This window comes from Arachnia propionica, assembly GCF_003932785.1.
GTDB classification, from domain to species: Bacteria; Actinomycetota; Actinomycetes; order Propionibacteriales; family Propionibacteriaceae; genus Arachnia; species Arachnia propionica_B.
Window position 1 is genome coordinate 11729 of sequence record NZ_RQYT01000013.1, and the last position, 26004, is coordinate 37732.

Annotated in this window: 27 protein-coding genes; 9 read left to right on the plus strand and 18 right to left on the minus strand. The window is 69.0% G+C overall.

Translation table 11 applies throughout. The features are described 5' to 3' along the window. Window positions 1–27: 27 nt before the first annotated feature. From EII35_RS07260 to EII35_RS07275, 4 genes are read right to left on the minus strand one after another with little or no spacing between them, the layout of a single operon-like run. Window positions 28–864: a carbohydrate ABC transporter permease gene (locus EII35_RS07260; RefSeq protein ID WP_125227802.1), complete on the minus strand. Its 837-nt coding sequence runs from the start codon at window positions 862–864 to the stop codon at window positions 28–30. After that, entirely contained in the window at window positions 861–1844 is a 984-nt protein-coding gene (locus EII35_RS07265; protein WP_260465053.1) for a carbohydrate ABC transporter permease, read from the minus strand. Before EII35_RS07265 ends, EII35_RS07260 begins: the two co-directional genes overlap by 4 nt. After that, window positions 1808–3106, minus strand: a complete 1299-nt coding sequence (locus EII35_RS07270) for an ABC transporter substrate-binding protein (RefSeq protein ID WP_125227803.1) — start codon at window positions 3104–3106, stop codon at window positions 1808–1810. The genes EII35_RS07265 and EII35_RS07270 overlap by 37 nt, the downstream gene beginning before the upstream one ends. Continuing rightward, entirely contained in the window at window positions 3103–4329 is a 1227-nt protein-coding gene (locus tag EII35_RS07275) for an aminotransferase class V-fold PLP-dependent enzyme (RefSeq protein WP_125227804.1), read from the minus strand. The genes EII35_RS07270 and EII35_RS07275 overlap by 4 nt, the downstream gene beginning before the upstream one ends. 150 nt (window positions 4330–4479) lie before the next feature. Here EII35_RS07275 and EII35_RS07280 point away from each other — a divergent pair, with 150 nt between their 5' ends. After that, the gene (locus EII35_RS07280) at window positions 4480–5205 is read left to right on the plus strand and encodes a FadR/GntR family transcriptional regulator (protein ID WP_125227805.1); all 726 of its coding nucleotides are present in this window, start codon (window positions 4480–4482) and stop codon (window positions 5203–5205) included. On the opposite strand, the gene EII35_RS07285 is transcribed toward EII35_RS07280, so the two are convergent. Then, window positions 5178–6257: a mannose-1-phosphate guanylyltransferase gene (locus tag EII35_RS07285; RefSeq protein WP_125227806.1), complete on the minus strand. Its 1080-nt coding sequence runs from the start codon at window positions 6255–6257 to the stop codon at window positions 5178–5180. The two genes, EII35_RS07280 and EII35_RS07285, sit on opposite strands and share 28 nt — an antisense overlap. 120 nt (window positions 6258–6377) lie before the next feature. On the opposite strand from EII35_RS07285, the gene EII35_RS07290 reads away from it, so the two are divergent. After that, entirely contained in the window at window positions 6378–7031 is a 654-nt protein-coding gene (locus tag EII35_RS07290; protein ID WP_125227807.1) for a TIGR03089 family protein, read from the plus strand. Here the strand turns inward: EII35_RS07290 and EII35_RS07295 are convergent. Both EII35_RS07295 and EII35_RS16495 read right to left on the minus strand, forming a co-directional pair. Further along, complete coding sequence (locus EII35_RS07295; RefSeq protein WP_125227808.1) at window positions 7028–8011, minus strand: glycosyltransferase family 2 protein; 984 nt, start codon at window positions 8009–8011, stop codon at window positions 7028–7030. The two genes, EII35_RS07290 and EII35_RS07295, sit on opposite strands and share 4 nt — an antisense overlap. Before the next feature lie 5 nt (window positions 8012–8016). Then, window positions 8017–9441: an LCP family protein gene (locus EII35_RS16495; RefSeq protein ID WP_125227809.1), complete on the minus strand. Its 1425-nt coding sequence runs from the start codon at window positions 9439–9441 to the stop codon at window positions 8017–8019. A 151-nt stretch (window positions 9442–9592) separates the two neighbouring features. Here EII35_RS16495 and EII35_RS07305 point away from each other — a divergent pair, with 151 nt between their 5' ends. Both EII35_RS07305 and EII35_RS07310 read left to right on the plus strand, forming a co-directional pair. Next, the gene (locus EII35_RS07305) at window positions 9593–10807 is read left to right on the plus strand and encodes an LCP family protein (protein ID WP_125227810.1); all 1215 of its coding nucleotides are present in this window, start codon (window positions 9593–9595) and stop codon (window positions 10805–10807) included. A 33-nt stretch (window positions 10808–10840) separates the two neighbouring features. Then, window positions 10841–12466, plus strand: coding sequence for a hypothetical protein (locus EII35_RS07310; protein WP_125227811.1), 1626 nt, complete (start codon window positions 10841–10843; stop codon window positions 12464–12466). Between the two features lie 70 nt (window positions 12467–12536). Here EII35_RS07310 and purE read toward each other — a convergent pair whose 3' ends face one another. Genes purE through EII35_RS07330 form a run of 4 tightly spaced genes read right to left on the minus strand, consistent with a single transcriptional unit; the run spans window position 12537 to window position 15451 of the window. Then, on the minus strand, window positions 12537–13022 hold the full coding sequence (purE, locus tag EII35_RS07315; protein ID WP_125227812.1) for a 5-(carboxyamino)imidazole ribonucleotide mutase: 486 nt from the start codon (window positions 13020–13022) through the stop codon (window positions 12537–12539). Then, window positions 13015–14172, minus strand: coding sequence for a 5-(carboxyamino)imidazole ribonucleotide synthase (locus EII35_RS07320; RefSeq protein ID WP_125227813.1), 1158 nt, complete (start codon window positions 14170–14172; stop codon window positions 13015–13017). The genes purE and EII35_RS07320 overlap by 8 nt, the downstream gene beginning before the upstream one ends. A gap of 9 nt (window positions 14173–14181) precedes the next feature. Next, complete coding sequence (locus EII35_RS07325) at window positions 14182–14676, minus strand: PH domain-containing protein (protein ID WP_125227814.1); 495 nt, start codon at window positions 14674–14676, stop codon at window positions 14182–14184. 25 nt (window positions 14677–14701) lie between these two features. After that, window positions 14702–15451 carry a biotin--[acetyl-CoA-carboxylase] ligase gene (locus EII35_RS07330; RefSeq protein ID WP_125227815.1) on the minus strand — a complete coding sequence of 250 codons (750 nt, stop codon included), beginning with the start codon at window positions 15449–15451 and terminating at the stop codon, window positions 14702–14704. A gap of 58 nt (window positions 15452–15509) precedes the next feature. Here EII35_RS07330 and EII35_RS07335 point away from each other — a divergent pair, with 58 nt between their 5' ends. The 3 genes from EII35_RS07335 to EII35_RS07345 are packed head-to-tail and all read left to right on the plus strand — an operon-like array spanning window position 15510 to window position 17904. Further along, a complete protein-coding gene (locus EII35_RS07335) occupies window positions 15510–17084 on the plus strand; it encodes an acyl-CoA carboxylase subunit beta (RefSeq protein WP_125227816.1) in 1575 nt (524 codons plus the stop codon). Then, complete coding sequence (locus tag EII35_RS07340) at window positions 17081–17308, plus strand: acyl-CoA carboxylase subunit epsilon (protein WP_260465054.1); 228 nt, start codon at window positions 17081–17083, stop codon at window positions 17306–17308. Before EII35_RS07335 ends, EII35_RS07340 begins: the two co-directional genes overlap by 4 nt. Next, on the plus strand, window positions 17308–17904 hold the full coding sequence (locus tag EII35_RS07345) for a nucleoside triphosphate pyrophosphatase (protein ID WP_125227817.1): 597 nt from the start codon (window positions 17308–17310) through the stop codon (window positions 17902–17904). Before EII35_RS07340 ends, EII35_RS07345 begins: the two co-directional genes overlap by 1 nt. Here EII35_RS07345 and EII35_RS07350 read toward each other — a convergent pair. Continuing rightward, window positions 17887–18573, minus strand: a complete 687-nt coding sequence (locus EII35_RS07350) for a DUF6882 domain-containing protein (RefSeq protein ID WP_125227818.1) — start codon at window positions 18571–18573, stop codon at window positions 17887–17889. The genes EII35_RS07345 and EII35_RS07350 overlap by 18 nt on opposite strands. 115 nt (window positions 18574–18688) lie before the next feature. On the opposite strand from EII35_RS07350, the gene EII35_RS07355 reads away from it, so the two are divergent. After that, the gene (locus tag EII35_RS07355) at window positions 18689–19693 is read left to right on the plus strand and encodes a coiled-coil domain-containing protein (RefSeq protein WP_125227819.1); all 1005 of its coding nucleotides are present in this window, start codon (window positions 18689–18691) and stop codon (window positions 19691–19693) included. 81 nt (window positions 19694–19774) lie between these two features. Here EII35_RS07355 and EII35_RS07360 read toward each other — a convergent pair whose 3' ends face one another. Together EII35_RS07360 and EII35_RS07365 are read right to left on the minus strand one after the other, a co-directional pair. Continuing rightward, window positions 19775–20194 (minus strand): hypothetical protein, encoded by a 420-nt coding sequence (locus tag EII35_RS07360; RefSeq protein WP_125227820.1) that lies wholly within the window; start codon window positions 20192–20194, stop codon window positions 19775–19777. After that, window positions 20188–20679, minus strand: a complete 492-nt coding sequence (locus EII35_RS07365) for an NUDIX hydrolase (RefSeq protein WP_125227821.1) — start codon at window positions 20677–20679, stop codon at window positions 20188–20190. The genes EII35_RS07360 and EII35_RS07365 overlap by 7 nt, the downstream gene beginning before the upstream one ends. A 191-nt stretch (window positions 20680–20870) precedes the next feature. On the opposite strand from EII35_RS07365, the gene EII35_RS07370 reads away from it, so the two are divergent. Next, the gene (locus EII35_RS07370) at window positions 20871–21227 is read left to right on the plus strand and encodes an RNA-binding S4 domain-containing protein (RefSeq protein WP_125227822.1); all 357 of its coding nucleotides are present in this window, start codon (window positions 20871–20873) and stop codon (window positions 21225–21227) included. Between the two features lie 13 nt (window positions 21228–21240). Here the strand turns inward: EII35_RS07370 and EII35_RS07375 are convergent, their stop codons facing one another. Genes EII35_RS07375 through EII35_RS07390 form a run of 4 tightly spaced genes read right to left on the minus strand, consistent with a single transcriptional unit; the run spans window position 21241 to window position 25837 of the window. Further along, window positions 21241–21606 (minus strand): inorganic pyrophosphatase, encoded by a 366-nt coding sequence (locus EII35_RS07375; RefSeq protein ID WP_221739700.1) that lies wholly within the window; start codon window positions 21604–21606, stop codon window positions 21241–21243. A gap of 4 nt (window positions 21607–21610) precedes the next feature. Beyond that, window positions 21611–23338 (minus strand): ABC transporter ATP-binding protein, encoded by a 1728-nt coding sequence (locus EII35_RS07380; RefSeq protein ID WP_125227823.1) that lies wholly within the window; start codon window positions 23336–23338, stop codon window positions 21611–21613. A 10-nt stretch (window positions 23339–23348) separates the two neighbouring features. Continuing rightward, complete coding sequence (locus EII35_RS07385) at window positions 23349–24335, minus strand: ABC transporter permease (protein ID WP_125227824.1); 987 nt, start codon at window positions 24333–24335, stop codon at window positions 23349–23351. Beyond that, window positions 24332–25837 (minus strand): ABC transporter permease, encoded by a 1506-nt coding sequence (locus EII35_RS07390; protein WP_125227825.1) that lies wholly within the window; start codon window positions 25835–25837, stop codon window positions 24332–24334. Before EII35_RS07390 ends, EII35_RS07385 begins: the two co-directional genes overlap by 4 nt. Window positions 25838–26004 lie beyond the last annotated feature (167 nt).

Here is a 26004-nt window from a genome sequence, read left to right on the forward strand (position 1 = left end):
ACTGCGCATCCACGTCGCTCATCCTTGTCAACCCTTCGTCGCTCCCTGGGTGAGGCCCGAGACGATCCAGCGGCTGGCCACCGCGAACAGGAGCATCGTCGGGACGATGGTCATGACGGCGGCCGCGGACAACGGTCCCCACTCGATGTTGAAGCCGGAGATGAAGCTGTTGAGGGCCGTCGGGATGGTGCGGGCGTCGTCACGGTTGATCAGCGTCGTGGCGAGGAACAGCTCGTTCCAGCAGTTGACGAAGTTGAAGATGAACGTCGCGATGATCCCGGGGGTCATGGCAGGCACGATGACCCGCCACAGCGCCCCCAGCCTCGTGAGCCCGTCGACCATCGCGGCCTCCTCCAGGCTGTCGGGAACCCCTGCGAAGAAGCCCCGCAGCATGATGGCCGAGAACGGGATCGTCATGGCGATGTAGACGAGCACCAGGCCGAATCGGGTGTCCACCAGCCCCAGGTCCGTGAACACCTGGTAGAGCGGGCCGAGGGCGATGAAGGCCGGGATCATCTGGGTCACGAGGAAGGCCCCCATGACCGCTCCCCTACCCCGGAACGAGAACCGGGACAGCACGTACCCGCTGAGCAGCGCGATGAGGGTCGCGACGGTCGCGGCGGCGGAGGAGACGACGAGCGAGTTCACGAGGTAGGTCCCGAACTGGGCCTTGTCCAGCAGCGAGGTGTAGTTCTCGACGCTGACCTCGCGCGGCCAGTAGCGCACCGGGTACTCGGCGATGTGCCGGGCGGGTTTGAGCGAGGTGAGGATGATCCAGTAGAGCGGGAAGATGGTGATGAGCAACCACAACCCGAGGCCGGCCACCCGAACGACGCGGAGCAGGAGTGGGTCCTTGTGGATCACGTCTCAGCCCTCCTTGACAACAGGGCGAGGTACAGGCCCGTGAAGCAGATGAGCACGCCCATGACGATGAAACCCAGGGCGGAGGCCACACCGTAGTTGCCCTGCTGGGTGAACTGGATCATCCAGGTCGTCGCGATCTGAGTGCGGTCGCCGGGGCCGCCACCGGTCATGCCGTAGATGACGTCGGGGAAGTTGAAGATCCAGATCACCCTGAGCAGCACGGAGAGCACGAGGGTGCTGGCGATCGTGGGGATCGTCACCTGGAACAGGGTCCGCCAGCGCCCGGCCCCGTCGATGGCTGCGGCCTCGAGGATCTCCTCGGGGACCGACTGGAGCGCGGCGAGGATCATGATGGCGAAGAAGGTCACCCCGTACCAGATGTTCGCCACGATGACGGCGAACATGGCGAGTTCCGGTTTCGCGAGCCACGGGATGGGGGCGTCGACGATCCCCATCCGCATGAGGAGGTCGTTGACCACGCCGAACTCGGAGTTGAACATCCACCGGAAGAGGATCCCGATGAGGAATCCGGAGACGGCCCACGGGTAGAACACCACCGCCTGGTACAGCCCGCGGAACCGGAACCGCTTGCGCAGCCCCAGCGCGATGAGGAAGCCGATGACGAACTGTGGCACCAGCGAGCCGATGACCCAGATCACCGAGTTCCACATCGTCGACAGGAACAAGGGGTCGGACACGAGGGTCCTGAAGTTGTCGAGACCGATGAACGGGGTGGCGGTCAGGTCCCACAGCGACCAGCGCCTGAAGGCCATCTCGCTCCCCCGGAACAGGGGGAAGTAGGTGAACACCGCGACGAACACGACGGCAGGGGCCAGGAAGCCGAGGATGGTCAGCGCCGTGCGGAGGCGGAAACTCCTGCCCCGGGTGGGGTGACCGCTCGCAGCGGCCGCCCCACCCGGGCCGACGGGGGCAGGCTGGGACATCACCCGGCCCACTTCTCGGTCCAGTACTGGTCCCATCCCTTGAGGAGATCGGTCGTGGTCATCTCACCGAGCAGCACCTTCTGCAGATCCGTCTCCGAACGCTGCATCCACTCGGTCCACCACGCCGAGCTGCGGGGCTCCGTCACGGCGATCCACGTCTCCGGCTGGGAGGTCATCGTGACGTAGGCCGCCCACGGACCGGTTCGGAAGAACTCGTCCTCACCCGCCGACTGCTGGATCGGCACGAGGGAGTTCTCCTTCGCGAACCGGGTGGAGGCCTCACCGGAGAGGAACTTCACCAGCTCGAGGGCCTCCTTCTTGTGCTTCGAGAACGACGTGATGCCCCAGCCCGCCGTCGCCAGGGGCCAGGCCGCCTTTCCCGTGGGGCCGAGGAGGTTGGGCGCGACGTTCCACTGCTCGGGGGTCAGCGAGCTCTCCTTGACCACCGCGATGACCTCGGGGTCCTGCAACAGGAAGGCGGTGGAGCCGTTGGTGAATCCCTGCACCATCTCCGGGTAGCCCCAGGCGACGGAGGACTCGGGGGATCCGGTGCGGAACAGCTCGATGTAGGTGTCGAGCGCCTGCTGCGACTCCGGGGTGGAGAAGATGGTGGCGCCGCTGGTCACCTTGTAGGCGTTGGTGACGTCGAGGGAGTCCGCGTTGTAGGCCTCGAGGATGCTGAGCAGCTGTCCGGCGGAGTTCTTGCCTCCGCGGAAGGCGTAGCCGTAGCGGTTCTGCGACGGGTCCTGGATCTTCGCCGCCTGCTGGACGAGGTCCTCCCAGGTCTTCGGGGGGCCGTCGAATCCGGCCTCGGCGACGAGGTCCGTGCGGTAGAACAGGCTCATGCCGTAGAAGCCGTAGGGCACGAACCAGGTCTTGCCGTCCTCGCTGGTGGCCGCGGTGCGGGCCTGCTCGGTGAGGGCCGACATCCCCTCCCAGTCCTTGAGCTCGGGGGCCATGTCGTGCAGCCAGCCGTTGTTGCTGAACGGGCCGACGGTGAGGTCACGCACCTCGAGCACATCGACCCCGGATCCCGACTGGAGCATCTGCTGGATCTTCGCGTCCGCCTGGTCGGTGGGCGGGGACACGAGTTCGACCTTCACACCCTTGTGCTGCCCCTCGAACTCCTTGATGAGGGATTTCAGCAGCTCGGTGCGGGCGGGACTCGTGAGGGATTCGACCATCGTGATCGTGACGGGGCCGCCGTCGGCGTTCTGGCTCCGGCCGTCGCCCGCACAGGCCCCCAGGGTCAGGGCCGCGGCGAGGGTGGCCGCCGCCACGAGGTGGGTTCGTCTCATGCTTCCTCCTTGAAGTGATTCGGTTGGGTTGGCGCATCCCCCTGTTCCCTTCGCTCGGCCCAACGGTGGAGCAGGGGGATCCCCACCGTTGCCAGGTGGTCGAGGTCGTCGATGGTGGTGTGGATGTGGGTGGACAGCCGCAGGAACCCGCATCCCTCGAAGCTCGTGAACGCCAGCGCGATGCCCGCCTCGTCGTTGAAGGGGACCCGGAGCGCATCCGCATCCTCCCGGGTGGCGCCGAGCCCCGTGGGCAGCCGGAGCAGCCGCATCGGCCCGACGGGCTGGCCCACGTCGGGCACGGGATCGTTGACGAGGCCGGCCAGGGCGTCGGCCACCCGGGCCACCCCGACATCGGCCAGTTCGGCCGAGTAGCTGCGGATGGCCTCCCAGCCGACCTCCTCGTCGAGGTGCCGCCAGGCGAAGGGGGCGACGAGCCACGCGGTGACGTCGAGGGTGCCGACGTGGTCGAAGCGTTCCGGGAAGTTCCGTCCCGCCCCCCACGAGTCGATGACGGGGTGCAGGGAGTCCCCGTCCCGGCTCACGAGCACCGCCGTCCCGCGCGGGGCGCATACGAACTTGTGCAGGTTGCCCACCCAGTGGTCGGCCTCCCGGACGACCGGGTCCGGAAGGACTCCTGGAGCATGGGCGCCGTCGACGAGCGTGGTGACCCCCAGCCCCCTGGCCAGGGTGCAGATCTCCCCCACCGGGAAGGCCCTGGCGGTCGATGAGGTGATCTGGTCGATGACGAGGAGGCGGGGGCGGTGCCGGGTCAGGGCCTCGTGGACGAGGTCGACGACCCTCTCGGCTGCCGCGTCCAACGGGATGTGGATGCGGTGGACCCGCCCCCCGGTGCGGGCGGCCAGCCGGCTCATTCCGGCGGAGATGGCCCCGTAGCCGTGACTGGTGACCATGACGTCGACGGGCCCCTGCCCGAGGAGGGACTGGTGGACCACGCTGGCGCCCGCCGACGCGTTGGGGACGAGGGCCAGGTGGCCGTGGGGTACGTGGAGCAGGTCGGCCAGGTCCTCACGCGCCTCGGCCACCCGTTCCCCGATTGCGGCGAACCACCGCACCGGGTTGGCCTCCATCTCGGCTCTCAACCGATGCTGTCTCTCCTGGACGGCCACGGGCACCGCACCGAACGACCCGTGGTTGAGGTGACGTACGGCTGGGTCGAGGGTCCAGCGGACCCTCGTGTGCTGCTGATCGACTCTGAGCTGCATCCTCACACCTTTCGTCAGACAATTGGAGCACATCTGCCGCACTCTCGGGGCAAATCTTCGCCATCTGGGCACCTCTTGTCTGACAATGACTCCCCTGTTCCCCCGCGGGTCATCTCCCGGATCGGCCAATGGCGTGGTTTCCTTGAGGACATGACCTCCGTGACAGCCGTGGAGACCGCCCGGCGCGGGCTGTGCCGGATGATCGCGACCGGCCTGCTCCGGTGCGGCGACCCCCTCCCCAGCGAGGCCGAGCTGTGTGAACGTTTCGGCGTCTCCCGCAGCTCCCTGCGGGAGGCACAACGCATGCTCACCGTGGCGGGTGCCCTGGAGGCCCGCCCCGGCGGCCGATGCACGGTCTCGCCGATGGGACCACCACAGATCCTCCACGGGTTGGAGATGGTCTTTCCCCTCCTGCCGCTGGACCGCTACCTCGAGCTGTTCCCGTTGCGTGAGGTGCTGGAGGGGCACGCCGCGGCCCAGGCGGCGGCCCGCCTCACCGACGAGGGTCGGGACAGGATCCTCGACCTGGCGGAGCAACTGGCCGCGGTCGAACCCGGTGACGAGGCGCAACGTCTCGACGCCGAGTTCCACGCCGCGATCGTGGCGGGGGCCGAGGACCCCCTCATCGCCACGCTGCTGGGAATCATGCGCAGGCGAGGCCAGGACTACCGGGTCTTCGAGGAGGAGTCACACCGCGACCTCAAGGCGATCTCGGATGAGGCGCACCGTCGAATCGCCACCGCCATCGCCCGCCGCGACGCGGAGGGGGCCCGCTTCCTCGCGATGGCACACGTGAGGGAGACCCGTACCTGGCTGGAGGACATCCGCCCGGGCCCGGTGCTCTTCGATCAGGCGAACTCCGCCCCGCACTCCTGACGGACCAGCTCGACGAGTTCCCGGATCCGTCCCGACTCCGACAGCGGACTGACGAGGGTGGCCGTCGGGGTGTGGACCACCAGCACCCCGGACAACCCGAGCGTGGCGACGACATGTCCCTCACCGGCCGTGTTGACCAGGACACACCCCTTCGAGTCGAGACTGACGGTGACACCCTCACGACGGTTGCCGTCATCGTCGAGCGCGAACTGAGCCGCCAGGTTCTGGTGGCTGCCGACATCGGCCCAGTCGACGTCGAGGGGCACGGCGAGCACCTCGGCGTCCACGGCTCCGCGGGATGCAGGCTGCATGACGGCGTAGTCGACCGAGATCTTGTGCAGGGTGGGGAACACCTCGTCGAGGAGTTCGGGCTGCGACGCGATGCGTCGCACCCGTTCAGCGGTCTCCGGTTCGAGCGAATCCAGCAGGTCGAGCAGCAGCCCGGCCCGCCAGACGAACATCCCGGCATTCCACCAGTAGCGCCCGGAGGCGAGGTACTGCTCGGCCGTCGCCCGGTCCGGCTTCTCCCGGAACTCGATGACCCGGCAGGCCCCGGGCAGGCCGGGAAGGTCCTCACCACGGTGCAGGTAGCCGAAGCCCGTGTTCGGTTCCGTCGGGACGACGCCCATCGTGACGAGCCCGCGCGGCCTGGCCTCGGCCACCTCGAAGGCCCGCTCCAGCGCCGCCCGGAAGTCGGCGACGGGTTCGATGATGTGGTCCGCGCTCAGCATCGCGACGACCGCGTCCGGGTCCCGTTGGGCTAGAACGGCCGCCGACCAGGCGACCGCGCCCAGGGAGTCCCGCCCCACGGGCTCCCCCAGCACGTTCGACGCGGGGAGTTCCGGCAGCTGCCGGGCGACGACGTCGATGTAGTCGCGGGAGGTGCACACGAGGATCGCCTCGTCGGGCACCACCCCACGGATCCGTTCGAAGGCCAGCCGAAGCAGGCTCCTGCCGTCGAAGAGTTCCAAGAGCTGTTTCGGTGCACCCTGCCGTGACAACGGCCACAGCCTCGTCCCGGACCCCCCTGCCATGACCACCGCGTATCGCATGGCGACACGATAGGCAGCCCGTCGGAGCCGGTGCAATCATCACGCCCGCACTCGGCCGAAGCGACGACGCAGGATCCTCGCCGATGCACCTGGCGACGAACCGGGCAGTAGATTCGCACCATGCTGTTCGCCGACGCCCTGAGGGCCCTGCCCGCCTCCCATCCCCTCCTCGTCCACTACGACGAGGAGGCCGCCTCCCGGGTGGAGCTGTCGGCCGTGACCTTCAGGAACTGGGTGGACAAGACGGCCAACCTCATGGACGGGCTCGGCATCGGCCCCGGGGACGAGGTGCAGGTCGAGCTGGCCGCCACCCATCCCGGCCACTGGGCGACATGGGTCGTCTGCGCGGCGGTGTGGCAGCGCGGGGCTGCGATCTCGTCGCGCCCCGGGGACCTGGCCGTGGTGGCCTCCGACAGCGCCACCCGGGGGCCGCAGACCGTGGTGTGCTCCCTGCACCCGCTGGGGTTGCGCCTCCCGGAGCCCCCGCCCGGAACGGTTGATCTCGCCGATGCGCTGGGGGAACCGGATCTCCACCTGGCCGAACCCCTCACCGGGGACATGCCGGCCTGGGACGACCTCGACCACCGGCAGGTCGCCGAGGTGCCGCCACGCTCGTCGAGGAGCGTGTTCCACGACCCGCAAGGGGGATGGGAGGGCATCGCCCAGCTCCTCGTGGCCCCGGTGCTCGGGGGTGGCGGCACCGTCTCCGTGACGGGAGGCGACGCAACACGGGCACGCCACATCGCGGCCCAGGAGCGGGGCGTCCTCGTCTAGTCCGGCAGGCCGCGGAGGAAGCCGAGCCCCCAGGCCATGTGCATGGTCGCGAGCACCAGGGGGAGCCTGAGCCGCGCCGCGATCCCGTCGGTGGGGATCGTGGCGGTGGCGGCTGCCAGGAAGAGCAGGTAGAGCACGGGGGCCGCGAATCCCAGGAGCAGCAGGGGCCACTGCAGCACCAGCCCGAGGACACCGACCAGGAGCCCGAGCACGGAGGCCAGGACCACCACCGGCGGGGCGAGGTAACGCGGCGACGCGGTCTCCGGGTGACGACGGATCACCTCGCGCCGCCACTGCCCGGTGCGGAAGAACTGGCTGGCCAGCGCCCTGAGCGAGGAACGGGGCCGGTAGACGACCCGGAGCTCCGGCGAGTAGAACACGAGCAGGCCCGCGCCTCGCAGCCGATGGTTGAGTTCCCAGTCCTGGGCCCGGTGCAGGCCCTCGTCGAAGCCACCGACCTGCTCGAGCGCGTCGCGCCGGAACACCCCGAGGAACACCGTCTCGGCGGGGCCGGCCGGGGTGTCGGCGAGATGGAAGCCGCCCCCACCCAGCCCCATCGGCGAGTTGTAGGCGGCCGCGACCGCCTGCTCGAAGGGTGTGGTCCCCCGGGCCTCCATCCGCCCACCGACGTTGGCGGCCCCGGTCTCGTCGAGGAGCCGCACCGCGGTGGCGATGTAGCCGTCGCAGAGTTCTGCGTGTCCGTCGACCCGAACGATGACGTCGTGGCGTGCCGCCGTGAACGCGACGTTGAGCCCCGCCGGGGTCGCGCCCGAGGGGTTGTCCACCACGGTGACCCGGGGATCCTCGGCGGCGAGGCGGTCCGCGATCTCCCTCGTGCGGTCCCGGGAGGGCCCCACGGCGAGTACCACCTCCATGCCCGGCTCGTATCCCTGGTCGAGCACACGACGCACGGCCGCCTCGAGATGCCGCTCCTCGTTGAGGACGGGCATGATGACGCTGACAGGGGGTTGCGGGTTCACGGGCCTCAACTTACCCGGCAGATCGGGACCTCGGCCTCCGGGGAGTCGCTGCTCGACTCGGGGGCGACCGACGGGGCCGGCTCGGCCGTCGCCGCGGGTTGGGTCGGGGCGGTCTCCGCCGTGGGCGTGGCCGGGGTCGGTGTCGCCGTCGCGTGGTCGAGCGCCTCGGAGGCCGCGATGGTCTCCTTCACCGTGGCCCGGATGAGTTCGAGGTCGGGGCGGGCGGTGTCGATGAGCGGGGGCGAGAAGTTGACGGACTCGATGGGCAGTTCCCGACCCCTGAGCGCCAGGTCGACGAGTTCGGGCAGCTGTCCCGGCCCCACATCGGTACGGACGATGTCCTTGCCCGCCTCCGCGAGGTCGAGGAAGCGGGTGGCCACCGTGAGGGGATCCAGCTGCTTCGACATGGCCGCCATGACGCATTTCTGGCGGATCATCCGCTCGTAGTCGTCGGACCCCTCCCGGGAACGGGCGAACCACAACGCGTGGTAGCCGTCGAGGTGGACCCCGGGACCCGGCTCGATGTAACCGGAGATCTCCGAGCTGCCCCCACCGATGGGCACCCGACGGCCGACGTCGAGACGGATCCCACCCATCACGTCGATGAGGCTCTGGAACCCAGCGATGTCGATCATGGCGTAGTAGTTGACGTCCAATCCGAGCGTCTCCTCCACCGCCTCGGTGAGGGCGACCATCCCGGCATCCTGGCCGGGGTAAAGATCGGCGTGCTCAAGGCCGAGGGCGTGGATGCCGTTGAGCATGCACCCCCCGTCGTCACAGCGGTAGCCGTCCGGGTAGAGCTGCCGGAGGGGCGAGTCCTTCGGGAAGGGCACCCGCGCGAGGTTGCGCGGCAGGCCGAGGATGACGGTGCGGCCCGTCGCGGCGTCGATGGAGGCCACGTTGATGGAGTCGGGCCGCAGCCCCTCGCGCCCCTCGGCCGCATCCACCCCCAGCAGGAGCACGTTGTAGCGCCCCGCCTTCGCCTCGGTCTCTCCCCCGCCCTGCAGCACCGTCGCGACATGTCCGGTGGCGGCGAGCACGTTCGAGACCAGGGCGGTGGCCACGGTGGCCGCGGCGACGAGCACCAGGCAGCACAGGCTCAGCCACAGTCGGGATCGACGCGGCAGCGACGGCGGCTGCGCCAGGCGCCAGGCGTCCACGAGCAGCACCACCCACCCGACGAGCAGGGTCCAGGCGACGAAGCGCAGGAAGTTGGTCATGGGGCCGCCCACGAGCAGCGACAGCGTGGGTCCCGGGAACACCAGGAACCCGAGCCCGGTCAGCGCCGCGAGCCCGACGAGGGCCAGCACCGTCCTCATCGCGGCCCGACCCACCGCCCGGTTGCCCGCCAACCACTGGGCGGAGCCGGGCAGGATCGCGGACAGGATGACGAGGCTGAAGGCCCTGCGGATTCGCACGGAGACGGGCACGACACCTCCTGGGGGTTGGGGAGGGACGGATCGGGGGTGACCGTCACCAGTCGCTGTTCCCTCCTAGCCTGAACCCCCGGGCGGGGTCAACGGAGCAGCCACGCCGTCGTGGGCCGGATTCCTGTGGGCGCGCTTCGGTACTCTGGCTGGCATGGCCGATGAGAAGCGCAACGAGGACCTGGACTGGCTGTACCGTCGGGAACCCGACCCCCAGCCGACGCGGATCCAGCACCCGCGGGAGGCCGCGCACCTCGACGACGCACGGCGTCGGCCCGGCGGCGGTGGCGGCTATCCCGCCCCGCCCAGCCCGTACCGCACGGCCGCTCCCACCCCCGGCACCCCAGCCGCACCGCCACCGCCCCCACCGGGGATGACGCGCCCCGCGGCGCCGCCCAGGCCGCCGCGCCGACGCCCGCGGCGTCGCCTCCTCAAGGTGGTCGGTCTGCTCGTGCTGGCCTGGCTGGTCTTCATGATCGGTGTGCCGGTCCACGCCTGGATGAACGTCGCCACGATCGAGGCCACCCCCGCCGGGGACCGGCCGGCGGACCAGCCGGGGACGACGGTGCTGCTGGTCGGCTCCGACGGCCGTGACTCCCTGACCGAGCAGCAACGCGGCGAGCTGGGCACCGGCGACACCGAGGGGCGCCGTACGGACACCATGATCCTGCTGCACCAGCCCACGACGGGCGAACCCGCGATGATCTCCCTGCCCCGCGACTCCTGGGTCAACGTCCCCGGCAAGGGGGAGGCGAAACTCAACGCCGCCTACGCCTGGGGTGGGGCGCCGCTGCTCATCCAGACCATCGAGGCGAACACGGGGATCCGCATCGACGGCTACCTGGAGATCGGCTTCCTCGGCGTCGTGGAGGCGGTCGACGCGGTGGGCGGCATCGAGGTCTGCCCGGAGCAGCCGATCCAGGACCGGGACTCCCATCTCGACCTCCCCGCCGGCTGTCAGGTGCTGGACGGCAAGACGGCGCTCGGTTACGTCCGGATGCGCAAGGCCGACCCGCTCGGTGATCTCGGGCGGATGGCGAGACAGCGTGAGGTGATCGGCAAGGTCGCGAAGAAGGCCCTCAACCCGATGCTGCTGCTCAACCCCGTCTCCTACTGGCGGCTCAACATGGCGGCGGCCCACACCCTGGGACGCGGGAAGGACACCAGCCCGATGGCCGCGGTCGGCGGCGCGCAGGTGTTCCTCTCCGCCGCGACCGGAGCGGGGCTGTCGCTGAGCGTCCCCGTCGCCGACGCCAACGCCACCCGCGGCGACCAGAGCGTCATGCTGTGGGACCCCGAGGGCAGCCGGGAGGTCTTCGACGCCGTCATCAAGGGGGACTCCACCCCCTTGGCGAAGTACGCAAAATAGCCTGAACCCGCCCTCCGGTACACTCGGCTGGACGTGTCACGCATCTCGGAGGTCACGATGAATCAGCCCTTCAACCCGAACGGCCCACAGGGCCCCGGCCAGCCCCAGTGGCAGGGTCAGCAGCCCATGCCCGGTCAGCAGCCCATGCCGGGTCAGCAGCCCCCGGTTCAGGGTCAGCAGCCCTGGCAGGGTCAGCCCCACGCCCCGATGCCGGGGCAGCCGGCGGCCGGTCCGTACCCGGGGCAGCCGGGACCGGCTGTCAAGAAGAAGTCCAAGACGACGCTCATCGTCGCAGCCGTCCTGGCCCTCGTGCTCATCGCGGGTGGCGCCATCGCGGCGGTGACGTTGCTGAAGAAGCCCGCAAACATCGCGGCGGCCACCGTGTTGCCGGACAACCCGCTCGCGGTGCTGAGCCTCGATCTCAACCCCGATGCGAAGGATCAGCTCGCGGTCAAGGAACTCGTCGACAAGTTCCCGTCCCTCACCGAGGGCCTCGAGATGACCGAGGGCAACTACAAGAAGGCCCTCGTCGATTTCGCCGCCCAGAACGGCTCCGGCATCGAGTGGAGCGAGGTCGAGGCGTGGCTGGGTGACTCCGTCACCGTCGGCCTCTACCCGGGTGACCCCGCCGACCCCTTCTCCCCGCAGGTGCAGATCACCGCGGTGCACCAGAAGGACGCCGCGAAGGCGGAGGAGTTCGCGAAGACCAAGGTCAGCGATCCGAGCCAGTACCGCATCGTCGACGACCATCTCGTCATCTCCTCGCAGCCCCTCCCCGACGCCGAGAGCGTGAAGAAGGCCCCGCTGTCGGAGAACGCCGGCTTCAAGGCCGACCTCGGCAAGCTCTCGGGCAGCTTCCTCGTCACCGCGTGGGTCAATGACTCGGGCGTGACGCAGCTGGCCGAGCAGTCCGGGCAGATGGTCCCGGAGGGCACGGGTCAGATGCATTTCGCCGCGGGGCTCCGTGTCGAGGACAGCACCATCGTCCTCGACGGCGTCGGCTGGCAGTCCGAGAAGCTCCTCGAGAAGGGCGAGGCCGTCGACGACCTGGTCGGTGGTCTTCCGGGCGACGCCATGGGTGCGGTCGGCATCGGCGCCTCGGATGCCGCGATCGAACGGCTGTGGGAGCAGTTGTCGGCCCGTCCCGAGACGCAGCCTGCGCTCGAGGCCTTCGGGGTGACCTCGAAGGAGGACCTCGCGGCCCTCGTCGGCAACCAGTTCGCCCTCCACGCCCCGGGCAGCCTCGCCGACGCCATCTCCGGTTCGGCTTCGCAGGCGTCCTTCGGGATCGTCGTCAAGACCAAGGACGTCGCCAAGCACGAGGCTCTCCTGGACAAGGTGAAGGCCCAGGTCCCGCAGGGGCTCACCTCGAAGACCGAGGGTGACAAGGTCTACACCACCTGGAACGGGTCGCCGGAGGACCTCATCAAGCCCAAGTCCCGGCTGGCCGACGACGAGACCTACAAGCGGGTCATCAAGGACGCCGGCGGCGCGACGGGCATCGTCTACGTCAACCTCGGCGACGTGCTCGAGTCGGTCCCCGGGGCCACGGAGGGTCCGCAGGGTGCCGAGATCCGCAAGCTCGACGGGCTCGGGATGGTCATGAAGCAGCTCGACGACCACTACGCCGGCTTCACCGTCCGTCTCGCCATCAAGTGATCGATCGTCTCGATCGAAGTTGGGCCCCGACCTCACGGTCGGGGCCCAGCCTTTTCTCCGCCCGAGGGCCTCATCCGTGACGGATGGTCTCCCCCTTCGCTCGGGCCATGTCCCTGAGCCCGGCCTGGAAGTCGATCATGCGCGCGGTGAGGGCCTCGTCGCCCGCCGCGAGGATCCGCACTGCGAGCAGGCCCGCGTTGCGGGCGTTGCCGATGGCCACGGTGGCGACGGGGACCCCGGCGGGCATCTGGACGATCGACAGCAGCGAGTCCATCCCGTCGAGGTACTTCAGGGGCACCGGCACCCCGATCACGGGCAGCGGGGTCAACGCGGCCAGCATGCCCGGCAGGTGGGCCGCTCCCCCGGCCCCGGCGATGATGACCCTGAAGCCGCGCTCGTGGGCGGTCCGACCGAACTCCACCATCTCCTCCGGCATGCGGTGCGCGCTCACCACGTCGGCGTGGTGGCTCACCCCGAACTCGTCGAGGGCCTCCGCCGCCGCGCGCATCGTCGGCCAGTCGGAGTCGGATCCCATGAGGATGGCGACATCAGGCATCGGGGTCTCCCATCAGGTAGCGGGCGGCGTGGTGGGCGCGGGCGCGGGCGCGCTCGAGGTCGGAGTCGCAGGCGGTGACGTGCCCGACCTTCCGGCCAGGGCGCACCTCCTTGCCGTACAGGTGGACCGCGATCTCCCGGTCGCGGGCGTTGACGTGTTGGAGGGCGCCGGTGAGGTCACCCTCGCCACCGCCGAGCACGTTGCTCATGACGGCGACGTCGCAGGTCATGGCGGGACTCCGCAATGGCAGGTCCAGAACCGCACGCAGATGGTTCTCGAACTGGCTCGCCCGTGCCCCGTCGATGCTCCAGTGCCCGGTGTTGTGGGGCCGCATCGCCAGTTCGTTGACGACGATCCGTCCGTCCCTGGCGGCCATGAGCTCCACCGCCAGCACACCGATGACGTCGAGCTCGCCGGCGATCCTCAGGGCCAGTTCCTGCAGTTCGCTGGCCCGCTCAGCGGGGAGCCCCGGGGCCGGGGTGGTGGTCTCGACGCAGATGCCGTCCTGTTGCACGGTCCAGGAGACGGGATAGGCCACCGCCTGCTTCGACGACCGGGCCACGATCACCGACAGCTCCCGTTCGAAGTCGATGAACTCCTCGGCGAGGATCACCACCTCCTCGCCCGCGGAGACGTCCGGTTTGGCGGCGAACGGCTCCCCCACCTGGTCCGGGCCGTCGATGCGCCACACCCCCTTGCCGTCGTAGCCCCCACGCGAGGTCTTCGCGATCACCGGCCACCCCTGGTCCTCGGCGAAGGCGACGAGGTCGGCCTCGGTCCGGCAGATGGCGAAACGCGGGCACGGTACCCCGAGCGCGGAGAGCCGCTCCCTCATCCTGGCCTTGTCCTGGGCGTACTCGAGGGCGTCGGGGCCCGGCCGAATCGCGACGACGTCCCACAGTGCGCGCAGGTGCGCGGTGGGGACGTGCTCGTGGTCGAAGGTGAGGACGTCGCAGGTCTCGGCGAAGGCGGCCAGCGTCGCCGCATCGGTGAAGTCCCCGACGGTGGTGAGCGGCACTACCTGCGCGGCCGAGCCCTCCGCGGCCTCCGCCAGGAGCCTCACCTCCACACCCAGACCGATGGCGGCCTGCTGCATCATGCGGGCCAGCTGCCCGCCCCCGATGATCCCGATCCGATAGCGACGATCCACGCGGGGATCCTATTCCGGATCCGGCTGCCCGTCGAAGAGGAGGTCCGCGATGATGGTGTTGACCCGCTCCACCCCGGGCACGTCGGGCAGCGACAGCGGCTCGTCGGCCGCCGTCTCCAGCACGAGCGTGCCGCAGCCGAGCATCCGGTCGGTGACGGAACGCTCGTAGGTGACGTTGTTGATGCTGCGCAGCGGCAGGTCATGGCCGGTCTTGTTGAGGATGCCGTGCCGGGTGATGATCCGACGATTGGTGACCGTGTAGGTGGAGGTCCGCCACCTGAGGAACGGGACGATCACCATCGCGATGACGACGATGAGGAACAGCGCGATGAGACCGTAGGTGCTCCAGGGGCGCCAGTCGGCGGGCAGCCACGCGAGGAGGACCCCGAACACCGCGGCGGAGGCGAACAACGCCATCAGGGGCCAGAACAGGGCCTTGAGGTGCGTACGCAGGTGGAGAACGACTTGCTCGTCCCGGGCCAGGAGGTCGTGCTTCAACGCCATGTCCTCAGTCTCGCACGTCGCGGCGTCATCCCGCAGTCAACCGCGCGTGGATGACGTCACCGACGGCGAACACCCGGCGGCCCAGGGCCGTGTCGACGACGATCCGCCCCTGCTCGTCGACGTCGGCGCCGATCCCCTCGACCGTCTCGTCGCGGTCCACGATGATCCGCAGCTCAGCCCCGATGCTGCTGCACGCCCTCCGGTAGTCGGCACGCACGTCATAGCCGTCCTGCCAGCTCAGGTAGAGCTTCTCGAACCGGGCGAGGACCTCCGTGACGACGTGGTCGCGGTCCTCCGGGAGCCCCGCCAGGCGCAGGGAGGTCGCGTTCGGGACGGGAAGGTCCGCCTCATCCATGCCGACGTTGATCCCGATGCCCACGACCGCCCTGGCCCCGTCGGGGTGTTCCACCCGTTCGCTGAGGATCCCACACACCTTGCGGCCGTCGATGAGGACGTCGTTGGGCCACTTGAGCTGGACGCGTTGGGGGTCGGCCGCCATCCCGGCCAGGGCGGAACGCACCGCCATCCCCGCCAGCAGGGACAGCCATCCCCAGTGTTCGAAGGGGTGACGGGGGACCAGCAGCAGCGACATCGACACCGAGGCGCCGGGCGGGCTGCTCCAGGAACGATCGAGACGGCCACGGCCCGCCGTCTGCTCCCGGGCGACGAGGACGAGACCCTCCGACACGCCACGTCTCGCCTCGACCGCGAGATCGGCATTGGTCGATCCGGTGCTGTCGATCCACCGGATCTCCCGCCACAACCTCTCGCTCATGGCCACAGCCTATTGGAATCTCCTGTGTGCCCGTCCTCGGAAAGGTAGGGTGCCCGGTATGGAGATCGACATCCACACCACAGCCGGCAAGGTGGCCGACCTGGGGCGCCGAATCAACGAGGCCATTCATGCCGGATCCGCCGCCGCCGTGGAGAAGCAGCACGCGAAGGGCAAGATGACGGCGCGGGAACGCGTCCTGGCCCTCCTCGACGAGGGTAGTTTCGCCGAACTGGACGAGTTCGCCCGACACCGGTCCACCAGTTTCGGCATGGATGCGCGCCGACCCTACGGCGACGGCGTCGTGACGGGGACCGGGTCCATCCACGGCAGGCCGGTGTGCGTGTTCTCCCAGGACGTGACGGTGTTCGGTGGGGCCCTCGGCGAGGTCTACGGCGAGAAGATCGTCAAGATCATCGACTTCGCCCTCAAGACCGGCTGCCCCCTCATCGGGATCAACGAGGGCGGTGGCGCGCGCATCCAGGAGGGTGTGGTGTCGCTGGCGCTGTACGGCGAGATCTTCCGCCGCAACACCCGCGCCTCCGGTGTGATTCCGCAGATCTCGCTCATCATGGGCGCGGCGGCCGGCGGGCACGTCTACTCCCCCGCCCTCACCGACTTCGTCGTCATGGTGGACCAGACCTCGCAGATGTTCATCACCGGCCCCGAGGTCATCAAGACGGTCACGGGTGAGGACGTGACGATGGAGGAACTCGGCGGCGGTCGCACCCACTCGAGCCGCTCCGGGAACTCGCACTACCTGGCCGCCGACGAGACCGACGCGCTGGAGTACGTGCGGGACCTCATCAGCTACCTGCCCCAGAACAACCTGGAGGACCCGCCGGTCTACGACGACGCGGAGGTCGACCTGACGATCACCGACCACGACCGCCGACTCGACCACCTGATCCCCGACGCCGCAAACCAGCCGTACGACATGCGGGAGATCATCCACAACGTGCTCGACGACGACGAGTTCCTCGAGGTCATGCAGCTGTTCGCTGCGAATGTCATCACGGGTTTCGGCCGGATCGAGGGCCGCCCCATCGGCATCGTGGCGAACCAGCCGACGAACTTCGCGGGCTGCCTCGACATCGATGCCTCCGAGAAGGCGGCCCGGTTCGTGCGCACCTGCGACGCCTTCAACATCCCCGTCCTCACCTTCGTCGACGTCCCGGGCTTCCTGCCCGGCGTCGGCCAGGAGCACCAGGGGATCATCCGGCGGGGCGCGAAGCTGATCTACGCCTACGCCGAGGCGACAGTGCCCCTCATCACGGTCATCACGCGGAAGGCCTACGGCGGCGCGTACGTCGTCATGGGCTCCAAGCACCTGGGCGCGGACGTCAACTTCGCCTGGCCAACGGCCCAGATCGCGGTCATGGGCGCCCAGGGCGCGGTGAACATCCTCCATCGCAAGACCCTCCAGGGCGCGGAGGACCCGGAGGCGCTGCGTCAGGAACTCATCACGCAGTACGACGACGAACTCGCCAACCCGTACGTGGCCGCCGAGCGCGGCTACATCGACCAGGTGATCTACCCCCACGAGACGCGGGCCCAGATCATCCGGGTGCTGCGGCTGCTGCGGTCGAAACGTGAGCAGCTGCCGCCCAAGAAGCATGGGAACATCCCGCTGTGAGCGCGGAGCAGGAGCCCGAGGCCCGGTTCACGATCTCGGGCGGTGGGGCCAGCGACGAGGAACTCGCCGCCCTCGTCGCCGTGCTCCGCGTCTGCATGGCGGAGGGGCGGCTCAAGGCCGCCGAGGACCGTCCCCTGGCCGGCGGTTGGAAGTCCTACTACCGCACCGTGCGCACTCCCGTCGTCAACGGCCGTGACGCTTGGCGCACGTTCATCCGGTTCTGATGCGGTTCATCCTGGCGTCGAAGTCCCCGTCCCGGCTGGAACTGCTGCGGCGGGCGGGGCTGTGGCCGGAGGTCGTCGTCAGCGACTTCGACGAGGACGCCGTGACGGAGCCGCGCCCGGTTCGCCTCGTCCAGATCCTCGCCGAGGGCAAGGGCGAGTCCGTGGCGGGCCGGGTCACGGGGGATGCGATCATCGTCGCCTGCGACTCCGTCCTGGAGTTCGAGGGCAGGATCCGGGGCAAGCCGGGCACCGCCGAGGCCGCTGCGGAGCTGTGGCGACGCATGTCCGGCCGACAGGGGGTCCTCCACACGGGGCACTTCGTCCTGGTCCGGCGCGACGGGGTGGAGCAGCGGGCGTTGCGTGCGGCCAGCACCGTGGTGCGCTTCGCCGACCTCACCGAGGAGGAGGTGCTCGCCTACGCGGCCTCCGGGGAGCCGGCGAACGTCGCGGGGGCGTTCACCATCGACGGCCTGGGCGGTGCCTTCATCACGGGCATCGACGGCGACCCGCACAACGTCGTCGGCCTGTCGCTGCCGCTGCTGCGGCAGATCCTGCTCGACCTGGGGGTGCAGTGGCCGTCACTGTGGCGGGGCTGACACGTTCCCGGTGATCCGCGTGAGCCGGTTCCAGCCGTCGAACGAGCAGGTCAGGCGGGAACCTCCCGGGTAGTTCAGGGTGATCCCGCCCTCGGGCGGCACGGTGGGGTTGAGCCCACGCATCCTCCCGTACTGGCCGATGGTCTGCCGGTGGTCCTCCGAGAAGGCACCGGCCATCCCCGCGAGCCGGGGGAAGGCGACGGGGTCGGGGGGCGGGAGTTCCAGCCCCCGGATCCCGAAGTAGGCCACTCCCCCGTCGTAGGGGCCGCAGTAGATCGCGGTGAGGCCGGACAGCCGGGCCGCCATGAAAGCCACCCCGGATCCGGGGTGCATACCGTAGTCGCTGAGCCCGTTCAGGGAGAAGGTCTCCAGGGCGAACTCGACCACCCCGACCCGTCGTGCCGTCTCCCGGCCGACGAGGATGGGGGCGACGGCGGGGTGCTGGGGCCCGAAGGCGCGGTTGCACCAGCCCCACATCCAGCTGTTGTCGCGTGAGGAGGAGGACCCGATGAGCGCCACCTCGAAGGTCACCTGGCCGATCCGAAGCCATCCGGCCTCGAGATCCACCTCCCATGGCCCATCGATCCCGGGCTGGTTCGCCAACGTGTCCTGCCCCTCAACGGCCAGGAGCGCGAAGTCGTCGAGAGCTTTCCTCAATGGCACCGTCATGTTTCCATCCTTCCATCCGGGCGGGTCGAAGTGCTCATGGCTCGGGTGCTAACTTAAGTAGGCCGAACCCGGCGAAGGTCCGACCTCCCCCAACCCAGAACCAGGAGCCCCCCTGATGACCGACGAAACGTTCGCGATGGTGCGACGTGGTTACGACCCTGCCCAAGTGGATTCCGTGCTTCGCCGCATGCGGCAGAGCCACGCCGCCGCTGTTCAGGAAGCCGCCACCCAGAGTGCCGAGATCAACGATCTGAACGAGGCCCTCGAGGCAGCCGAGAAGGAGGTGTCGTCCCTTCAGGAAAAGGTCCGCAACCTCGAGAAGCAGGCCAAGGAAGCCCAGACCCTCGCCGCGAATGCCGCCCCGACCACGGATTTCTCCGCCCTCGGTGAACGCATCGGGAAGATCCTCAACCTCGCCCAGACGGAGGCCGACGACATCCTCACCCGCGCGAAGCAGGATGCCGAGTCCATGCAGGTCCAGGTGGAGCAGGAGGTGGAGCACTCCCGCAACGCCGCCGACTCCTACGCCTACGAGACCCGCTCCAAGGCGGATGCCGACGCGGCCCGGGTGCTGCTGCAGGCCAAGTCGGACGCGGAGGAGCTCCTCGACGCGGCCGAGCGCGAGTCGTCGGCCCGTCGGCAGGAGGCCGAGGCCGTGTTCGAGAAGCAACGGGCCGCCGCCGGCGCGGCCGCGGCCGAGTTCGAGGCGTCGCTCGCGGAGCGGCGGGAACGGGCCGCTGAGGAGTTCGCCGCCCAGATGGCGACGCACGAGCGGGCGCTGGACCTCGCGAGCAGCAAGGTCACCGAGGCCCAGAACGAGGCCGAGCGGATCATGACCCAGGCCCGCACCGATGCCAGCGCCCTGCAGGAGCGAACGACCCAGGAGTCGCGGTCCATGCTGGAGAGCGCCCGGGCCTCCGCGGAGCGCGTGAAGCGGGAGTCGGAGCGCGAACTCGCCGCCCTCGCCGCCCGCCGCGATTCGATCACCGAGCAGCTCGCGAATGTGCGCACGATGCTCGCGACGCTGGGCGAGAGTTCACTCAGTGTCGCCGCCCCCGCGGTGGCCGCCCAGCTGGAGGCGACGGTCGTCGCCGGGGAGGTGGCCCCGGAGCAGGTGTGACCCACGGTGGAGGGGGCGTGATCCTGGGGGAATCACGCCCCCTTCGTCATGTCCCGGTCCGGTGGGCTGGCCCCTGGCGGGTCATTCCCGGTCGGTGCGGAGACTCAGGGCGCAGTGGTCGCCCGTGACGGTGAAGGCACCCTGCCACTCGCCCCGCTGGAACAGGAGCGAGTCCGCGGCGTCGGCGGTGATCCGGAACCCGGCCCTCGGCAGCTCCTCCCGCAGCCACGCCGCGACCTCCGCCCCGATCGGGCTGGCGATCACGAGCGTGACGTTGTTGGCGACGTCGACACGTTCCACGATCTCCAGGTCCTTCGGCAGCCACAGGTCCTCGGGGCCGTGCTGGAAGCCGAGGTCGCGCAGTCCGGCCCCTGACGTCGGCGGGGTGGCCTGCTCGCTGGCGCTGTGGCTGGCGGTCGGGCCGGGACCGGGGGGCTGCGACGCGCTGGCGCATCCCGCGAGGGCCGCGACCAGCAACGCGGCCCCGAGTCGCCTCACCATCCGCTCAAGTCCATCACGACGTCGTCGGGATCCGCGACGCAGATCCTGACGAGGCCGTCCGTTCCCCGCTGCAGGGGCGTGGGGAGCCGGTCGACGGGGAACCAGCCCCAGTCGCTGGCCTCGCCGTCGCCGATACCGGGTTCGCCGGAGCGGATCCGGGCCCGGAATCCGTGGTTGAGGAACTGGCAGCGATCGCCGTTCGGGTAGGCCCTCTCCTCCGTGACACGGATCCACAGGAGGCGTTCGATCTCGATGTCGATGCAGCCCTCCTCCTTGGCCTCCCGCACGGCGGTCGTGGCGGGATGCTCCCCCGGCTCGACGATGCCCGCGATCCCGGCCCACTCGCCGTCGTCGGTGCGACGGAACAGCAGGACCTCCGGCCCCGTGTCCCCGTCCCGGAGCACGAAGGTCTCCGCCCCGGCCAGCCACAGGGGGGCGTGGCCGATGTGGTGACGCAGCTCGGTGATGAACGTGGGGGTTCCCATGGGCTCGAGCATAGAGGGTGCGCGGGATGAGGGAAGCGTCCCGGGACACTGATTCGCCTGCCTTGGATCGGAAACGCCTGCCTCGTTTCACTTCGCCTGCCCAACGAGACAGGCGAGCCGCGTTCAACACAGGCGAACCCTGGGGTGGCCGCAGTGGCTTCGCCTCTCCGCGCGCCCTCTACACTGCAGACATGACCCGACTGGACGTGTGGCTGTGGAGCGTACGGCTCTTCAAGACCCGCTCACTCGCGACGAAGGCCGTCACGGGAGGCCATGTCCGCCTCAACGGCGACCCGGTCAAGCCCGCGCACCCGGTGAAGCCCGGGGACCGGGTGACTGTGAAGGAGCCCGGCTGGACCCGGGAGTTCGAGGTCGTCGAGTTGCTCAGCAAGCGTGTCGGCGCCCCGATCGCCCAGAAGGCCTACAAGGACCACTCCCCCGAACGCCCCTCCTACCTCTCGGTGCCGATGGCGCGACGCGACCGCGGTGCCGGACGCCCGACCAAGAAGGACCGCCGGGCCATCGACAAACTCATGGGCCACGGCTGACCCAGTCGCCGGATCAGTGCCCGGGCCGACGAACGAGCAGGTGGGACAGGGCCAAGGGCGTCAAGAAGTCAACGACGCTGCCCAACTCGGCCTCGCCGCCGCCGAGGACCACCTTGATCTCGCTGTTGCGTTTCAACGGATCGAAGGTGACGAACAATGCCGGGACGTGCCGGGCGGCCGGATCCGCCACCCACACGTCGATACCCTCACCGTCGCCACCCACCGTCCCGTCGATGAACCCGTAGTCGAGCGGGTACACCAGGTCAGGGAATCTCGGATGCCGGGTGCCACGGGGGCGGTCGACGACGACAGGATGCTCCTGGACGAGAAGGTCCAGCTGCTCCCACAGCGACATCGCCGCCCACGAGGCCAGGTCCATGCGGTTACTGGTCCAGTTCCCGGGTGTCGATCTCGGCGATCTCCTCACCCAACGAGGCCAGCAGGGCATGGCGCTCCTCACGGCGCTGCCGCTGCTCGATCGGGTTCGGCACGGGAGCAGCCGCCAGCAGCCGCTTCGTGTACTCCTCCTGGGGGTTGAGCAGGACGTCCTTGCAGTCACCCTTCTCCACGATCTTACCGTGCTGCATCACGACGACACGGTGAGCCAGTGAGTCGATGACGGCCAGGTCATGGCTGATGAACAGGCATGCGAAGCCGAAGTCACGCTGCAGCCCGATGAGCATGCCCAACACCGAGGCCTGCACCGAGACGTCGAGGGCCGAGGTCGGCTCGTCCGCGATGAGCAGGTCGGGGCGCAGCGACAGCGCACGGGCGATGGACACCCGCTGACGCTGGCCGCCGGACAGCTCGTGCGGGTAGCGGTTGTAGGCGCTCTTCGGCAGGGCCACCGCGTCGAGCAACTCGTGGACCTTCTGCTCCCGCGACCTCTTGTCCCCGATCCGGTGGACCTGCAACGGCTCAGCGATGACGTCGCCGACAGGTAGACGCGGGTTGAGCGAAGCGGCGGGATCCTGGAAGATCACGCCGATACGGCGACGCAACTCCTTGACCTGCCGTCCCCGCAGGTTGATGAGGTCCTCGCCAAGGACGCGGACATGGTCGGCAGTGGAAGGGATGAGCCCCAACAGGGCGCGACCGATCGTCGACTTTCCGGAGCCGGACTCACCCACGAGGCCGACGATCTCACCCCGGCGGACGTCGAAACTCACCCCATCGACGGCCCGGAACGGCTTCTTGCCCGCCCGCTTGTACTCGACGCTCATGTCCTTGACGTCGAGGGCCAGCTCCGCGTCCGGCGCGACCTCAGCGGGGGCGGCACCGAACTGGCCGAACCCCTCGCCCAGGTGCGGCACCGCGTCGAGCAGCTTCTTGGTGTAGGGGTGCTGGGGGTTGAGCAGCACCTCCTCGGCGGTGCCGTGCTCCACGATGTTGCCCTTGAACATCACCGCGACCCGATCCGCCATGTCCGCCACGACACCCATGTTGTGGGTGATGAGCAGGATTCCGGTGTTGAGCTTCTCCTTCAACGACCGGAGCAGGTCGAGGATGTCGGCCTGCACGGTGACGTCGAGGGCAGTGGTGGGCTCGTCGGCGATGATGACCTCGGGGTCACAGGCCAGGGCCATTGCGATGACGACCCGCTGCCGCATACCCCCGGAGAGCTCGTGCGGGTACTGACCGGCCCTCCGCTCCGCGTTGGGGATGCCGACGGCGTTCAGCAGGTCGACGGCGCGGTCCCAGGCCTGCTGCCCGTAGGCGACGTCGTGGACCTCCATCGCCTCGGTGAGCTGCTCGCCGATGCGGATGACCGGGTTGAGGGCCGTCATGGGCTCCTGGAACACCATGGCGACACGGTTGCCGCGCAGCGCCCGGAGGCCCTTGCCGTCCAGCTTGGAGATGGTCTTGTCCGCGACGACGGTCTCGCCCGTGATCCGGGCCGTCTTCGGCAGCAGCCCGAGCGCGGTGGTGGCGGTCACGGACTTGCCGGAGCCGGACTCGCCCACGAGGGCCACGACCTCACCGGGGTTGACGACGAGGTCGATGCCCTTGACGGCGTGGACGCGCCCGAACTCGGTGCGGAAGTTGACGTCCAGGTTCTGGAACTGGAGCACCGGCTCAGTGGCGGCCGGGGTGGTGTTGGTCTCAGTCATGTCAGTGTCCTCAGTCCGTCTGCTGGCGCGGGTCGAAGGCGTCGCGCAGGCCGTCGCCGATGAAGTTGACGCACAGCGCGATCGCCAGGATGAACATGCCGGGCCACCAGAACAGCCACGGGCGGGTGGTCAGGGCGGTCTGGTACTCCGAGATCAGCAGCCCGAGCGAGGTCTCGGGTGCCTTCACGCCGAAGCCCAGGTAGGACAGGGCGGTCTCCAGCAGGATCGCCGAGGCGATGAGCAGCGTGGAGTTCACGACGATGACCCCGACGGAGTTCGGCAGGATGTGCCGGAAGATGATCCGCCAGTTCGAGGTGCCGATGGCCTTGGCGGCGTGGACGAATTCCCGCTCGCGCAGCGAGAGCACCTCGCCGCGCACCAGACGGGCCAGACCGGTCCACACCACGATACCGAGCACACCCGCGAGGAAGAAGATGTTGTTGCCGTTGGTCATCCGGCCCAGCACGGAGGCCAGCACCAGCAGCGGGATGATGATGACGAGGTCGGTGGCCCGCATGAGGACGGATTCGATCCAGCCCCGGAAGTATCCGGCGGCCGAACCGATGATCGTGCCGATCGTCGTGGCGATGGCGCCGACGGAGAAGGCGATGATGAGGGACTTGCGGGCCCCCTCCATGACCAGGGCGAAATAGTCCTTGCCGACAGTGGTCTGCCCGAAGGGGTGCTCCCCGATCCGGAACGGCCACAGCCTGAACGTCGGGGCGCCACCGTTGACCGTCGGGTAGACGTCCAGGTAATTCTTCGGCCACCAGCCCGGGATCGGCCCGATCCCGGAGGAGGTGAAGGCCATGAGGATGATGAGGGTCAGCACCGTGAGCGCGATCATCGCTCCCCGGTGCCGGAAGAACCGGCGCCGAATCAGTGCGCCCTGGGAGTAGGACCGATCGGCGGCGGCGTCGAGGGTCTCCTCGATCTCGAAGCGGTTCTCGGGCTCGGCCACGGGGGTGTTCTCGGACATCTTGTTCTCGTTGCTCATCGGGAGATCCTCGGGTCCAGGAAGGCGTAGGTGATGTCGGCGAGCATGTTCATGGTCACCGCGGCGGTACCCGTGACGGCATAGAAAGCCATCACTCGAGTGGGATCGACGGCGGCGAGACCGGAGGCGAACATGGCTCCCATACCCTGCCAGCCGAAGACGCGCTCAGTGATGACGGCGCCACCGATGAGTCCCGCGAAGTCGAAGGCCAGGATGGTGGCCAACGGGATGAGGGAGTTGCGCAGCGCGTGTCGGGTGATGACCTTGCGCTCGGAGATGCCCTTGGAGCGAGCGGTGCGGATGTAGTCCTGGTTGAGGACCTCCAGCATCGACGCACGGGTGTAGCGGGTGTAGGAGGCCAGGGAGATGAGCATCAGCGCCATCGTCGGCAGGAAGATGTGGGTCAGCAGGTCGATGTTGTGCCCCCACCACGTGGTGGAGAAGTTCGCCGTGGCGGAGCCGATGGTCGGGATCGGGCGCGGCTGCAGCTTCAGGTAGGCGGCCCAGTTGCTGAGCAGCAGGTCGATGAGCGCGGCGAGAGAGGCGAGGATTCCGGTCACGACCGAGGCGAAGGTGGCCTGGCGACGGGAGAAGCCACCGAGGAGACGACCAGCCAGGACACCCACACCGATGGCCACGGCGAGCAGCCCCAGGAGGAGCAGGTAGCTGGGATTGGTCATGAGCACACCGCGCATCACGCCGTAGCCGACGATCGCCACGAGCGCGGTGGCCGCAACCGCGTTGCGCACTCCCTTGTTGCCGAAACCGCTGGTGAGCACAACCATGAGGCAGCCCACGCCCAGAACCAGAAGGATGTAGACCGGCAAACCGAACACGGGGGAGCGGAACCACGTCGTCGCATTGAAGTAGGTCATGACCCCGGCGAACGCCACGGCCAGGACGCCGAAGGTGATGATGCGGCGCTTCCACGGCCCACCGACGATGGCGGCGATGACGAGACCGAGGAAGACCGCTATACCAAGGAGCATGGGTGGTGTGAACTGGGCCTTCGCGATCCAGTTGTTGAACTCGATGGCGGCATAGTGCTTGAGCAGCACAGCGAACCAGAACACCGGCAGCGAGAAGAAGACGAAGGCCATCATCGTGACGGCGTAGTCGAAGCCGCTGTACTGCCGAACCGCCGTCAGGACGCCCATGGTGATGCCGATGGTGATCGCCAACAGGCTGGCCAACACCACCATTCGAAGTGTCGAGGAGGCCGCGGACAGCACAAGCGCGTTCACCTCGGAGCCATCGGAGGCGACCCCGAAGTTGCCTCGGAGCATCCCCGAGAGCCAGTCCCAGTACCGTTCGTACCAGGACTTGTCCAAGCCCATGCGCTTGGTCATCTGAGCCATCTGGTTCTCGCGGTTGGGATCGTTCGACTCCCTGAGCGCTGCGAGCGGATCGCCCGAGTTGATGACCAGGACGAACAACAGCAGGGACCCCAGGAAGAGGATCATCAAGGAGATGAGGAGCCTCTTGGCGATGTACTTGATCACGGTAGTTCCTATTCCGGCTGGCAGGTCTGGGCCCCACCGGGAAGACCCATAGCGCCTGATGATAGAGCACCGGGACGGCTCTGGTGGCATGGGCGCCCCTGATGGGCGGTTGAGCGAACGCGGAACGGGGGTGAGTGAAGACTCACCCACCCCCGTCCGAGGCTTCA

Excerpts from the sequence above, each read along its gene's own strand:
- EII35_RS07365 (WP_125227821.1), bottom strand. The coding sequence starts at position 20,679 with ATGGGAACCCCCACGTTCATCACCGAGCTGCGTCACCACATCGGCCAC.
- EII35_RS07370 (WP_125227822.1), top strand. The coding sequence starts at position 20,871 with ATGACCCGACTGGACGTGTGGCTGTGGAGCGTACGGCTCTTCAAGACC.
- EII35_RS07345 (WP_125227817.1), top strand. The coding sequence starts at position 17,308 with ATGCGGTTCATCCTGGCGTCGAAGTCCCCGTCCCGGCTGGAACTGCTG.
- EII35_RS07330 (WP_125227815.1), bottom strand. The coding sequence starts at position 15,451 with ATGAGCGAGAGGTTGTGGCGGGAGATCCGGTGGATCGACAGCACCGGA.
- EII35_RS07305 (WP_125227810.1), top strand. The coding sequence starts at position 9,593 with ATGGCCGATGAGAAGCGCAACGAGGACCTGGACTGGCTGTACCGTCGG.
- EII35_RS07280 (WP_125227805.1), top strand. The coding sequence starts at position 4,480 with ATGACCTCCGTGACAGCCGTGGAGACCGCCCGGCGCGGGCTGTGCCGG.
- purE (WP_125227812.1), bottom strand. The coding sequence starts at position 13,022 with ATGCCTGATGTCGCCATCCTCATGGGATCCGACTCCGACTGGCCGACG.
- EII35_RS07375 (WP_221739700.1), bottom strand. The coding sequence starts at position 21,606 with ATGGACCTGGCCTCGTGGGCGGCGATGTCGCTGTGGGAGCAGCTGGAC.
- EII35_RS07355 (WP_125227819.1), top strand. The coding sequence starts at position 18,689 with ATGACCGACGAAACGTTCGCGATGGTGCGACGTGGTTACGACCCTGCC.
- EII35_RS07360 (WP_125227820.1), bottom strand. The coding sequence starts at position 20,194 with ATGGTGAGGCGACTCGGGGCCGCGTTGCTGGTCGCGGCCCTCGCGGGA.
- EII35_RS07270 (WP_125227803.1), bottom strand. The coding sequence starts at position 3,106 with ATGAGACGAACCCACCTCGTGGCGGCGGCCACCCTCGCCGCGGCCCTG.
- EII35_RS07265 (WP_260465053.1), bottom strand. The coding sequence starts at position 1,844 with ATGGGACCAGTACTGGACCGAGAAGTGGGCCGGGTGATGTCCCAGCCT.
- EII35_RS07385 (WP_125227824.1), bottom strand. The coding sequence starts at position 24,335 with ATGAGCAACGAGAACAAGATGTCCGAGAACACCCCCGTGGCCGAGCCC.
- EII35_RS07350 (WP_125227818.1), bottom strand. The coding sequence starts at position 18,573 with ATGACGGTGCCATTGAGGAAAGCTCTCGACGACTTCGCGCTCCTGGCC.
- EII35_RS07290 (WP_125227807.1), top strand. The coding sequence starts at position 6,378 with ATGCTGTTCGCCGACGCCCTGAGGGCCCTGCCCGCCTCCCATCCCCTC.
- EII35_RS07285 (WP_125227806.1), bottom strand. The coding sequence starts at position 6,257 with ATGCGATACGCGGTGGTCATGGCAGGGGGGTCCGGGACGAGGCTGTGG.
- EII35_RS07325 (WP_125227814.1), bottom strand. The coding sequence starts at position 14,676 with ATGGCGTTGAAGCACGACCTCCTGGCCCGGGACGAGCAAGTCGTTCTC.
- EII35_RS07275 (WP_125227804.1), bottom strand. The coding sequence starts at position 4,329 with ATGCAGCTCAGAGTCGATCAGCAGCACACGAGGGTCCGCTGGACCCTC.
- EII35_RS07335 (WP_125227816.1), top strand. The coding sequence starts at position 15,510 with ATGGAGATCGACATCCACACCACAGCCGGCAAGGTGGCCGACCTGGGG.
- EII35_RS07380 (WP_125227823.1), bottom strand. The coding sequence starts at position 23,338 with ATGACTGAGACCAACACCACCCCGGCCGCCACTGAGCCGGTGCTCCAG.